The organism is Runella sp., assembly GCF_965279615.1.
GTDB lineage: Bacteria > Bacteroidota > Bacteroidia > Cytophagales > Spirosomataceae > Runella.
The window spans coordinates 3,919,660-3,932,243 of record NZ_OZ257252.1 but is presented as its reverse complement, the minus strand read 5'-3'; the positions used below and the strand labels follow the sequence as shown (position 1 = coordinate 3,932,243).

Genomic DNA, 12,584 nt, shown 5'->3' with positions numbered 1-12,584 from the left:
TGAAACGTTATTTATTTTCTGCGCGTTTACGCTCGTATTCAGCATTAACAGCAGAGTCAGGCAGAGCGTCAACAATCGAATCACTTTTGACTTTTGCATCTTTAAGGGCTTTATTGATAGTGTTAATTTCATCGGCTTTGGTTACGGGCTTTTGGTTGCCTCCGCATTTGGCCACAATACCCCAAATCGAAAACATGACAACTAAGCCCAACAGAATGTAGATAAGCGGCTTTTTCATTTTAATTGCTTCCAGTTTTTAAGTTCAAAATGCGGCCGATCAACAATGCTTTTAAACCTGCCACCCCAAAGAACTTCGTTTGAAATCTTCTCTGCAATGTCCGCGAACCGTTCAAATAACACAGGTCGCCAGTCAAGTGCCTTTCCTTTTTTAAACGCTATGTCAAAGGCGTAAGAGGGTAGGTAATTGTGAGGCGATTCTCCCGGCTTGGCATTGGTCAGGATCCTCCCTTTGACGGTTCTTCCCGAGGCGTATAATGCCGCCTGTTCTTCATTGGGGCGATTTGTGTACGTCAGAAAAGGCACAGGATCGTTCGGGTATTGGACAGTCCATTGCGCTTCTGCCTTTTGCCAGACAGCTACCAAAGTCGGATGCAGGTCGTTGAGGCTTCGTGACATTATTTCTCGGTATTGGTTTGAACAGCCTTGACGATCAACAGAGCACTTACCACATTGCTTACGATCTGGGTAAAGCCGTCAAAAACAGCCTTGTCTTTTGTGGTCACAACCATGTAGATAACACAAAATGTATAACCGCCCACGAGCATGACAGCGATGGAGTTAGCCGTTCCCATGCGGTTATTGAAAAAGTTTATCAGCCAGTTTGCCATTATTTTCGCTTTTTAAGTTTGAAACCTTCCCTGAAAAACTTCTTGGGATTTCCGTCGAAATCCGTATTGATCAGCCGGATAATGCGGGCGATCACAAAAATGAAACCGAACAGGGTAGTAAGCGCTCCAACGGTTTGAAGTGCCACGTCTCCGTAGCGGGCCAGGTCCTTCCAAAAGGGAATAAGTGAAAATATCACAACCAGAACAGACCCGCCTATATCATTACTCAGCGTCATTGGTTTCATGGTTAAAGGGTTTAGAGATCGGTTTAAAAGGGTGTGTTGCGAGTTTCATATTATAGGGGTTTGGTTGGTAAGGTTAAAGGCCAAGCGTGTATTTTATCCAGGAATAAATTTGATATCCAACCGGCCGATGGCCTTCGGCATTAATGTGCGCTTTTATGCCGACAGAGGTGCGCGATGGGATTTCAAAAACATATTCCGGGTCTTGGCTTAAGCTGTATTCAACCGAATTGCCGGCCCTCCAAACAAGAGACTTTGCAGTGGGAATGACAAACGTATTGGCTAAGACAAAGATTCGATTACCGTCTTCATTCGTGACAGCGGCATTGAGGCGCTGCAAATTGTCATCGTGAACACTGCGCTGAAATTCGTCTATAACACTTTGGGAAGCCGGTACCGAGCGGTACGACTTCGGGAAATAAGTTCCGGCACCGTCGATAACGGAGAGTCCGATATTGATGATGCCCCATCCTTGGGCGGCATATTCGGCCTTAATGGCGTCGGCCAGAGACTTAGCCATTAACCCAAAATGCGTTACATTGCCGTCATTCTGGCACGATTGAATCACAATATAATTTGGCAATGTGACATCCAATGTCGCCAAATTGCCGCCCACTTTCGTACCGATAGCACCATTCCCGCTTGCAAGCCTTACGCCCGAATCGTTCATGGTACGCCATCTTGAGAGATATTTGCTTATAGAAAAGCGAATCGTCCAGACATTGCCGGAAGTATCCGTGATGGTACTGCTCTTTGCGGAATCGTAAAAAGGATTTACCGGGTCGTTACCAACGTCGGTAAACTTTGTTATGTAATCGCTAAGCGTAGTTCCTGTAAAACTCAGATTGGCGAGCGCCCAATCCTTCATGGGCTGCGTAAACTTCGGAGTGTTTTGAAGCCATGCTGTGCGGTCGAAAAGCAGTTGTTGTGCGGCCGAATTGACCCAATCCGTCCCGGTTCCATTCCCCAAACCGAGTAAATCCCATGTACCCTGTGACCGCTGACAAAGCACCGGCTTGTTGATGTACATATAATACGACCAACTTCCCCTTCCTTCGGATTCGAGCGTATAGCTTGCCGTAACGCCTCGATAATTCAGGGTGTACTTTTCGAGCGCCGTCGGATCAGTGACCGTGCCAATGTTGACAAAACGATATTTGGTCGTGTCACTTGCGCTAATGGCATTGCTCATGATCTGAGCGGGCGTATAACCCTGTCTGAGCAAATAATCTATTCGGTCTTTTTGCCATTGTTCATGCACCACCCCCCATGCCCGATGCGCGTAGCCGTTCGGCACTCCTATTTCGGTATTAAGCCCGAAAACGGTACTGTCGCCAATTTTCAGAAAGCGGATCGTAGTGCCGGCACCCGTAGAAGCCCGCGTACTTTTCTGCGTAAACGATATTGTCTTGACAAAGTAATTCGTACCGGAAAGTGTAATTGTGCGCGAAATACTTTCGCTTGGCGTAGCGTGAACGGTCGTTCTTTCCGTGTTAGTGGTACCGACAACAAAATCACCGTTTCGTGGTGAATAAATGGGGTACCTTAAGAATCCGTTATCGAATCGTACATCCGTATCGAGTGTGAAATTCGTCGAATTGGTGGGGCCACGCAAAAAATGGTCTGCATAAAGTGACAGCGCATCCTGTCGTACTGAGTCCTGCCGTATGGCCGACGCCGTGGTGAATTCGTTTCTTGGATCAATGTCGTTCAGAGTCGTATAGATCCTGCCCGGTATTGCCGTTGACGGCAGATTGATTTTTATAGGCCCTGCCGTTAAACCCTGCGGCGCATAGACCTGCTGAGAGATCATTGCTTTGCCGCGCAATGACACGTACACATATTCGGTATTCACCGGTAATGCTGCCCAGTTTACTTTTATGGTGGCTCTGACGCCACCTTGCCCGCTTTCGGGCGTTGTGGTCAATACGTCGTAGATGTTTCCGTATGCATCTGGGCTTGGCTCTACATAGTTATCGGAAAACCACGTCGTAATGCGCGTCCCATTTTTGCCCAGCGTCACCATCGAACGCGTGAAAGCGGGTGGCCCCGCGAAGCTCTTGTTTCTTCGGATGGTTTCAAAATGGATCGTGTCACCCGTTACAGCGCTGATCTGATTACCCCCAATGATCTGAATGTCTACAATGAATTTCTTTAAATAGGTATCCGTGCCCGAAAAGGGCAGCGCTTGCAAATAGGAAGGAACTTGGCGGGCAAGAATGCGGCTTGCCGTATCAGGCAATGCGTCGAGTTTATTCCTCAGCGCAGGTACCATGTTATTGGTAGTAACTCCCGACGTAGTCACCGGAAAGCCGGTATCGGTGATGCTTACCGGAAACTGTGCCCACGAAGTGAGCGAAAAAAGTAAAAAGGCTATAAAGTGTCTTGTTTTCATAATCGTCATGAAAGGGGTTTAATTGTCATCGACGGCAGCTATCCAAATACGTTTTCCAGAGGGCCACCATTTATAAATTGTATTGTTCAGGGATTTGTTGGAGTCGGTTAAAACCGTGATTTCGGTCAGTACCGAAGGTGTACCCAAGGCCAACATATCGGCATAGGTGTTTACCTGCACAAAAGCCACCTTAACGTTCAATGCCGTTTGCAGGCCCGTAACCGTGCTTATTGCCTGCGCGCCGGTATGAGTGCTTCTATCTCTTAATTGAGAGTCCGTACTGTTGGCTGTGGCACCTGTGGCAATACCTGCGAGCTTTGTTCGTTCCGCATCCAATAACAGGCTTTGTCCTGCAACTTTGGCTACGTACACTCCTGCTGCCGTGGTTTTGCGGAGTAGGGGCACCGTATCCGTAATGTTTAGCTTTGTGGCAAGATTACCTGTCACCGCATCGACAATCGCCTTGGCCGCATTGGAATAGTTGTTCTGTGAAAGACTGTACCCCGCTACTTTGTCCACTTTTGTAAATAAGGCGTTGGCAATGCTCTCCCCATTAATGATCGGCAGATTGGCGATCACCTCCCCCATTGAAACCGATACGGTTGTAAAAGTCAGCGGAAACAGGTACGTATACCCCGAATTATTCACCGGTGCCGTGGACGCTGCGCCCGTAATGGATGCGTAGATTTCGTAGTTGAATACATCGGTTTTTCTTGCCCCCGTCAAAGCCGTCTGAATTTCCACCTGCCACGTCCCGCGCCCGTAGTAAGTACGTGTGTCCTGATTGGAAAACTTAAAGACATACAATGTGTCACTGACACGTTGTATGCTGCCGTCGGCGGTACTGAACTTTTTCAGGCGGGACGTGGAGGTTCTGAATTCAGCTTCCAACAGGCGAAGTGAGTCGGGCAGATTGCGAATGACCAAACCCACCGAAAACGAAGTACCCTGCTTTTCGGCAATGCGGTTTAAGGTGCTGTTTTGCGCCTGCGTTGTCAGCGCAAGCGCCCAAAAACAGAGAATTAAGAGCTTTTTCATGTTAGTGAAGGTCAAACCAATTAATAAGATCCCGCAATGCGTCGGCAATATCTTCGTGTCCGGTCGTGCTGATCTGCGCCCCGCGCTGCACGTTCGTAGGCGCTGAAGGTGAGCCGCTGAAAGTCACAATGAAGCCGTACCAAAGTCCCGCTTTTTGGTAGGGCAACCCCCATTTGTCATCGCCACTGCCTGCCGAATTGCCGCCGTTGTTACACAGGACATAATCACTCCAATTGGACGGGGTTTTGTCGGTATTTTGTGCCTGTACACGGATTTGGGTGACGGTCGCCGGTATCCACTGTGTAGGGTTTACCTGCCAATTACCCTCTTCGTCGGCCGTTGCGGTGAGAAATTTTTCATTCGTCCCTGCCTGAATCTGAATCTTTGCGCCCGGCTCGGCTGTGCCGCGAAATTCGTACTGCTGGCGTTTTACCTTTCCGTCGCTGTTGGGCGTGATGGTGGGCGTAGCGGTTTGTGTACCGCTTCCCGAACCGGTCGTATGGATCGCTACAACATTGGAGGCGCTGCTGTCATCGGTACCGTTGGTGGCAACCAACTTAAACCAGTAATCCGTATTGGGCGTCAGACCGGAAGCGGTAATATCGGTCACGCCCGTGATGGTCGTGCCGATCTGCGAAAACCCTGCACTGGCCGAAGTGGTGGAGCGCAGGAGTTTATACCCCGATGCCCCCGACACACTTGCCCATGAAAGCGGTACACTTGTATTACCGACAGTCCCCGCTGTCAGCGACGGCGCGGCGGGTGCCCCTGAAGCGACTAAAATGTCGCGTTGTTCGCCCACCTCAATGACGGTGGCAAGGGCAGCGTTGTTGCCACTGTTATACACGGTGAATGCGTCGGAAGAAACGTCCCGTATACGCACTTCGAAGGGATGGTTAACATAATACCCCTCCGGCATGGAAAAGTCCGCATAATGTGTAAAACCTCCCGAAGAGGAAAGTACCCACGAAGCCGTAATGGGCACACCTGCGCCACTGCCGCTTCCGGGCACCAATTGTACAGTATTTGACGCGTGGGTATTGCCGCCATCACCTATATCGGTTTTAAGAAGGCGGCACGGGCCCGGTCCAAAGCCCATCATGCGAATGGCAACGGCGGTAATTCTGGATAGTGACATATTAAAAATAAGTTGGAATCGGTCTCATTAAAACATCTACTTTGCTACTGCTCAGCCCGTTACTGTCGGGACTGACTGCCGACAGCCACGCGGCCACGACACCGTTGGGGCTGCTGACGTTATTGAAAATACTTTCAAGGCTTTGGTAGTTGGAAGCGCCGTAACTGACCGTACTGCTGATGGTCAAAATGCTTCGCTCTTGGTTTCTGACGTAGGTGTCATAGGCCAACTTGGCATCGTCCATAAAGCTGTGCGTAGCCCCGTCTATGCCCAGATAGCCCGTTTCGTCCCATTCGGTTGTTTCATCGTAAAACACGTAAATGAGCCACTCGGCACCCCAATCGAAAGCGACCCGCGCCAGCCGTGACGGCCCGATACGCCCGCCGTTTTCCGAAAGATTATCCCGGTCCATTTCCTGTCCGTACACCACGCCCAGCGCGTGAAGCATGGCCATGCGGAAGGCGTACGATTTGAATCGATTGGAACCTACGGGCGGGCCATCGGTCGAGCCGGAACTGGAGAAAATCACGTCAAATACCTGAAGCATCGACACTACCGCTGCGCCCCATGAAAGCCCCTGTGCGGCATTGAGGTTTTCCGTCCAATATGCCGCCAATTGGAATTTTGTATCGGTCGTACCGTCGCTGAAAACAGGCAGGCTTGAATCAATGGAGCGCGGATTGCGCCACGCAAATTTGACCTGCCCATAAAAATTCTGGTGCATCTCGCACAGAAAATTAAACCAGTCGCGTTGCCTGCGCGTCTGCGCATAATCAATGGTTGAGCCGTAAATGGCAGGACGGTAATCGGTCGGATTGATTTGATCAAAATCGGTAAAACCTGTTCCCCAGTTTGTATTTAAGTTTGAGATAGACCCATATTTTTGGGGTAGCCAACCTCGGAAAGTCTGCGTAGCCTCAATACTGTAGTCGCCATCGTCAAATGCTCCACCGAACTCCGCCGTAAAAAAGCCTGTTTCTTCGCTACCCCCATTGATAAATAAACCGGGGCCGCAATTGGCACGGTAAGTGGCATTGGAACGTATAAAGTGGGCAATGCGGGCGGTCAGCTTTTGAAGGCGTTGTACGTAGTAAGCATTAAAAATAGAGCCGGTCGTTCCGGTAATGCCGTGTTTGGCGCGGTTGCCCGATCGCAGCAAGATCGCGTTGGCAAGTCCCAAATAAGCCGAACTTTTCCCGCTTGCCGTATCCGGGTCATCAACACAGGCGTATCGACGGGGTAACTGAATGACAAACTTGAGTTTTTGCGAGATCAGAAAATCCAATCTTCGCGCCAGTTCCCTAAAATCATAAATGTTGTACCCTGTTTCAATGTCCCACCAGTCAATCAAAACGGTCATGTAGGTCACCCCGCCGATCTTGGCTTTGGAAAGCCAGGGCAGCGAAGATGAGGGATCACCCCAATTCATTTCAACGGGATTGTGCAAAAGCACCTTGCGGCTGTGTTCGGTTTCTACCGGCAGAGGCGTTGTGCCACACTCGGGAGCTGCGGGCAGGTTACTGCGAGCCAGTCCGCGAAAAGTGTCATTTTCGTCCGTTGTTGTGCCGCCGTAAACAGTTGTAAAAATGGCCCCTGCGTACTTCTTGGTTCGATTGTAGAACGAAACCCCGCCCGTAGCTCCGTGGTGAAAGGCTTCATTGTTGCCCGCATCCGGATAAAGCCCAAAGCCATACCCGACGCCGATACCGGTTTGGTCAACTTCCATGGAAAGGACAGCCGCCTCACTTAGAAGCCGAAAGCCGCTATGCACCCCTTTTTTAAGACGCATTTTCAGGAATTTGGCCCAGTCCGCCATTGTTGTACGAAGGCCCGCGTGAATGATTGGATTCGTTGGGTCACCTTCGCCCGGTAAGCCCAATTTATAATCCGTGGCGGTCATACCTAAAATACTCCATACTTCGCTTTGGCAAATCTGCGTCCACGTCTTTCCGGTGGCTACTTCCGCCATACGGGCCGCAATGCACCAGTGCACACCTCCATAAGAATAATAGGTTCCCGGTGTGTGGGAAAGCGGATGATTTGCGGCAATACCGGCAACGGCGGCGGCGGAAGTAATACCGCCCTGATCTTCCCAAGGTACTCCGCCTGTGCCGGTGGATGTTCCGTCAAAGCCGGAGGTGTGTGACATTAGCTGCTTTAGGGTCATACTCCCTTTGCCGGCAGAAGACAGATCGGAGATCAACGAGCCGGCCGTGGTATTAAGGCCGCTCGCAAAAACGCCCTTTTCCACCAAAATAAGCAGCACAGTCGCCGCAAAATGCTTGCCGACCGAGGCTATGTGCACCTGCGTTGTTCGGTTAAAGCTGCCGCGCTCAGCGTACCATATTTCGTTGTTTCGAATCAGAATGCCCACAAAATTACCTGAATAGGCCGAGAGGTTGGCGTCAACCCAGTTTGTGAGTGTGGACGTAATACCGGAAGATAATGTCTCTTCACATTCATTCTTGACCCCGCCGAAATCGGCATCGCTGAATAATTGTGACAACAACGGCACAAAATCCCCGGTAACGGTCTCGTTATCGCAAAACAGGTAATCAAGATCAGGCTCCTCAAATTCATCGTCGGGACTTTCGTTGTCACAGAACAGATACCGCAGATCGGGTTCAAACTTTTCCTGTTGGTAGGGAAACCACCGGTCAACAAAATAAAAGCCGTTATTCCATAGCGCCAGTCCTAACGGAAGTAAATCAGAGGTTACTTCATCCCAAAGGACAATACTGTTATTGGAAGGTTTGAGGGCATACAAACTGCCGGTAATCAGTCCCGGAAGGGTTAATTTAAAGTTAGGCAGGTACACCGTTACCTCATCGCCTGTCGTCACACTTTCCAAAATAACCCCGTGCACGATGGTACGCGCCCGAATGATGGTATTGTCCGCTCCGATCTGCACAAACTGGGCGCGGGCACTACAGTCAATGTCTTCCCCCGCCGTGCAGACGGTAGAAGATTGTTCAAGCACATCTGCATCGAAATCGCGTTCAATGAGCTTTTTGGTATCGGGGGCTATGGTTACGTATTTTCTACCCATCAGCTTCGTATAATGTAGGTTTCAATGTCAAGCAGTAATTCGGTGGCTGACAATGCCCGTCCGATGGGTTGCCAGATGAGGCCGGAACCTTCAGCCGGCCCCGCATCGGAAATACCGCCCGGGTTGGTTGTAGATAAAAAATACTGGGCACCCGGCACGAGATCAAGGTAGGTTTTGATCGTGTCAAATTTGGGTTCGACCGACTGGTCTTCCAAAACCGTTTTGTCAACAAATCCATGGGCGATGTGCGCCTCGTCGGTGCCGATGGCAGGGCGCATTTTGGAGACACCGCCATCGTCGTAAATATTGACCAACATTCCCGCCCAAAGGTGTTCTGACGCAATTACCGTCGCTTCTGACGTGATCTGAATGCCAAACAGATCCTCGGTGTAAGCCCCGATCTCATCGGTATAGCGTACCCTGACGTTGTAATTGCCCGTAGTACCGGAGGGCGCGGTTCCCGAAACAATGTTGGTATCGGAGTCAAACGTCAGCCAGCCCGGAAGGTCATAGAGCGTGATACCCGTAATGTTGCCGTTAGGAGAGGCGGCATTGTTGGGAGAAAGCAGGATTTCAATGTCACCGCCGTAGTGATAATTGACGTTAGGCATGGGTGAGGTGATGATGGGCATCGCGCCGCCCCCGCCGCCTCCACCCCCGCCAATGAGGGCGCTGAACTCGTCCAACAGACTTTGACGCATGTCGTCAATCAGGGCGTCGGTCTGGGTTTTGGAATAGAAATAGGGCAGGGAAACGTCGAAGTACTCGCCGCTTTCGGTCAAAAAACGAATCAGCGGCACACCGTCACCGTCCAGATTCACTTCACCCTCCACGATGACGGCATCATCGGCATTGGCGTTGAAAATGGCGCGAAAGTTCGCAAACGTATGGGACGGAAGTACCTTTAAGACCGACAGCGACATAGTGAATCGTTGAAAAGCGTGATGTTTTTCAAGGCTCTGCCAATAAGGAAAGGGAATAAAAACCCACTTGGTCAGAGCGGGCGTTGTCGGTTAGGCAAATATAGGTAAGATTTTTTACAACAATTGATGTATATAGGGATAAAAATAAAACCGCACACCATTGATTATGCGGTTTTATGTCTCTGACTTAACCTAAACCCTAAAACTTATAATGTTGTCAGCAAAGGTAAGTCGGGTTACGGGTATCTGAATACTCCTGAAGGCATTGTTTATTTAACGGACGTTACCCGAAAGCACTCATCAGACACTTTTCCAGACTTTTCGGCACGGGATTGGCTTCAAAGTCAGCAAAGGTCCATCCTTCATATTCATTGCAATCAGCCAATTGATCATCCACAAGCGATTGATAGGTTTTGAGCATTTTAATACTTGTTTTGCCCGTGCTTTTCTGCCGTCTGACCTCAAAGGGATACCCTGAAAGATCACTGCCGTCCCAATCGGTAATGGTCAGATAACCATAGTCGGTTTCATCGTTGTTCCAGCCTCTGAGGGCATTGCGTATCAGATTGAACTGCGCCTCGGACAGATCACAATTGAACGTAATCCAATCCGGTGAAAAAATGCGTTTGCCCCGATTGGCATTTTCAATGGGGATGTCGGCTTTTTCGGTCAGCAGTAAATGATCGGGATTGCAGGCAGGGAAGGCGTCGGCTGTAGAAAGCTGCGTCACCAGATCACCGTTAAGTTTGGCAAAGGTGTTTTTATAAACCTCATCTCCCTGCATGTACGCCAGTGAACTGTTCAGCCAGGCGGCATGGTTCAATAAATTCTGCTTTGGCGTAATGCGCAGATTGTAGGAGGTTTCGGGCTCCAACAGGTTTTCCACGATGCTGAAATGCTCGTTTCTTTCGGCATACCCCGCAAAATCAGCCGGGGCAATGGTGGCACTCGAAACCACTTCGCCCGTAAAGAATTTATCCAGCACAATGACTGTCTGCACGCCGAAATCAGTCAGTTTTATAATGGTAAAGGTAGTGTTGTGATGGGCAGTACCGGAAATACTGAGTTTTACCCCCACTTCACAAAAAGAGGGTTTAACGGGCAAAAGAAGCAGCGGTCGATTCGCAAACAGCAAGGGATTTTTGGCAAACGTGGCCATGCCGACGTACGAAGGAATGTCAGGATTAACGCTGATAACAAACAGATCGTCATCGTATCGGGTGGAATCCTTGGGACTTGTTTCAAACTGTTCGCGGCGTGTGGCTTCGATGGCATACCCGGAAGCCACTTCATTGGACGTGGCCTGATATTGCCCGTTTTGGTTTAAAATGGGCGTACTGTACTCATGATACGCATTGAACTCATCGAGGTAATTCAAGCCCTCATCCAAATACTTGGCATAGCCGATGCGAAGCATGGAATAAATAAGCTCATTGGCTACTTTTTTATTTAGGTTTGAGACTTCATTAATACGCAGGATTTCGCCGCCTTTATAGAAAAACTCCGCTTTTTCCATGCGGATGACGGGCGTCGTGTTGTCCAAGGTGTATTCATAGCCGATCTTGAAAACGGCATCGGTATCTTCCACAAGTTCTTTAAAAGAGCGCTGAACGGCCTTGTCGAACCTTCGTATCTGAAAGCCGTTGGTTTTTAAATAATTGGCCCCGTCGCCGTCCTGTGGGTAGAGACCGGAAGATTTACCCAAAAAGGAAGAACGAAAACAGTCACTTTGACCGGTGATCAGGCGTATGGCCTGCTGAATGGCGTCATACGCCAATAATCCTTTGGTGGGGGATTGGACGTTTCTCGAAACCCCGTCGATCTGCATGGAAAAGTTGGTACTTGTGGCTTTGAGCGACGTGGAAGCCAGTTCGTTGGCTCCCCGGTAGGTGTACTTGATCTCAACAAACAGGTAGACATTATCCCCCTGCCGAATCTGCAAGGTATTGACAACATTGGCACCCGTTACCGTAAAACGCACAAACAGCGGCCCGTAATAGCCGCCATCGGGTTGGTTGTATTTGCCATCACCGATCTTATAGCGCTTCAATTCGGCTCCGTCGCGTTCGTGCACCAAATAAGGCTGCGCCGTAAAATTGGTAATGGCGGCACGGTTCAAAGAGAACTGACGCTGTTTCAGGTTCAGATCACAGGTGATGTTTAAGCTGATGGTGATGGTGTATTTTCCGTCCGAAAAGGCTTTCCAGAAATAGCTTTTATCGGCAATGGGATCAGAGAAGTCTATTCCAAAAATCCTGCCCGGTACCAGTGTTTTTATATCGGCTTTAGAAGGGTCGGCCAGATTGGGAAACACATACACGTCACTGTCGCCGATGGTGAGATATTCGGCTGTATCACTTGCCGAGGCGACCTGATAGGTTTCACGAAACGCTTTTGAGTGCAGAATGGTCGTTTTAACAGTAGGAGCCGTGACGGCCGTTCCGTCCAAAGCGACTGAGTCCAACAGATTTACTTTGGTATCGGCTTTTGCCTGAATGCGGCTTTGCAGCGTATTGGTCTCCACATCACAGGTCAAAATACCGGCTTTTTCATCCTTTGAACCCATATTCAGTACGCCTTCATGCTCCACGATCTTGGCAGAGTCCACGTCAGCCCCCGACTGAAAGATGATTTTGGCATTGGTACCAAAGGCTTTGTACATGGCCAGTATGATCGACTTTCCCGCAGGGCAGTCGGAAGCCATCGTAAAATCATCCAACGATTCATAGTCGAAGCCGTGGTATTGATTGTGACGCAGTAATACCACCGATACGTCAGCCCAGTTAACGGGCTCCTCTATTTCGGTGGTCACAGGCTCACCGCCGTCCAAACTGTAGATCAGTTGGAAAAAAGTGCGGTACATGTCCCTGAAACCATTAATGGTATGAGACTGCCCTAAGTAGTCAAAGATGGTAGATTGCATAAAACCAAAGCGTTAGAAGGTCTGCTTT

The 12,584-nt window shown here is 49.7% G+C and carries 10 protein-coding genes; all 10 read right to left on the bottom strand.

Annotated features, from left to right (window positions below):
* Positions 1 to 7 precede the first annotated feature (7 nt).
* Positions 8 to 238: a hypothetical protein gene (locus ACQY73_RS16755; protein ID WP_428668147.1), complete on the bottom strand. Its 231-nt coding sequence runs from the start codon at positions 236 to 238 to the stop codon at positions 8 to 10.
* Positions 235 to 636: a M15 family metallopeptidase gene (locus tag ACQY73_RS16750; RefSeq protein ID WP_428668145.1), complete on the bottom strand. Its 402-nt coding sequence runs from the start codon at positions 634 to 636 to the stop codon at positions 235 to 237. The genes ACQY73_RS16755 and ACQY73_RS16750 overlap by 4 nt, the downstream gene beginning before the upstream one ends.
* Positions 636 to 848 carry a hypothetical protein gene (locus ACQY73_RS16745; RefSeq protein ID WP_428668143.1) on the bottom strand — a complete coding sequence of 71 codons (213 nt, stop codon included), beginning with the start codon at positions 846 to 848 and terminating at the stop codon, positions 636 to 638. Before ACQY73_RS16745 ends, ACQY73_RS16750 begins: the two co-directional genes overlap by 1 nt.
* Complete coding sequence (locus ACQY73_RS16740) at positions 848 to 1,093, bottom strand: hypothetical protein (protein ID WP_428668141.1); 246 nt, start codon at positions 1,091 to 1,093, stop codon at positions 848 to 850. The genes ACQY73_RS16745 and ACQY73_RS16740 overlap by 1 nt, the downstream gene beginning before the upstream one ends.
* Before the next feature lie 73 nt (positions 1,094 to 1,166).
* Complete coding sequence (locus ACQY73_RS16735; protein WP_428668139.1) at positions 1,167 to 3,485, bottom strand: hypothetical protein; 2,319 nt, start codon at positions 3,483 to 3,485, stop codon at positions 1,167 to 1,169.
* An 18-nt stretch (positions 3,486 to 3,503) separates the two neighbouring features.
* A complete protein-coding gene (locus tag ACQY73_RS16730; RefSeq protein WP_428668137.1) occupies positions 3,504 to 4,523 on the bottom strand; it encodes a hypothetical protein in 1,020 nt (339 codons plus the stop codon).
* Position 4,524: 1 nt separating this feature from the next.
* Entirely contained in the window at positions 4,525 to 5,661 is a 1,137-nt protein-coding gene (locus ACQY73_RS16725; protein ID WP_428668135.1) for a hypothetical protein, read from the bottom strand.
* A gap of 1 nt (position 5,662) precedes the next feature.
* On the bottom strand, positions 5,663 to 8,710 hold the full coding sequence (locus ACQY73_RS16720) for a serine hydrolase (protein ID WP_428668133.1): 3,048 nt from the start codon (positions 8,708 to 8,710) through the stop codon (positions 5,663 to 5,665).
* Positions 8,710 to 9,633, bottom strand: coding sequence for an Ig domain-containing protein (locus ACQY73_RS16715; RefSeq protein ID WP_428668131.1), 924 nt, complete (start codon positions 9,631 to 9,633; stop codon positions 8,710 to 8,712). The genes ACQY73_RS16720 and ACQY73_RS16715 overlap by 1 nt, the downstream gene beginning before the upstream one ends.
* Before the next feature lie 283 nt (positions 9,634 to 9,916).
* Entirely contained in the window at positions 9,917 to 12,556 is a 2,640-nt protein-coding gene (locus ACQY73_RS16710) for a hypothetical protein (protein ID WP_428668129.1), read from the bottom strand.
* Positions 12,557 to 12,584: the final 28 nt, after the last annotated feature.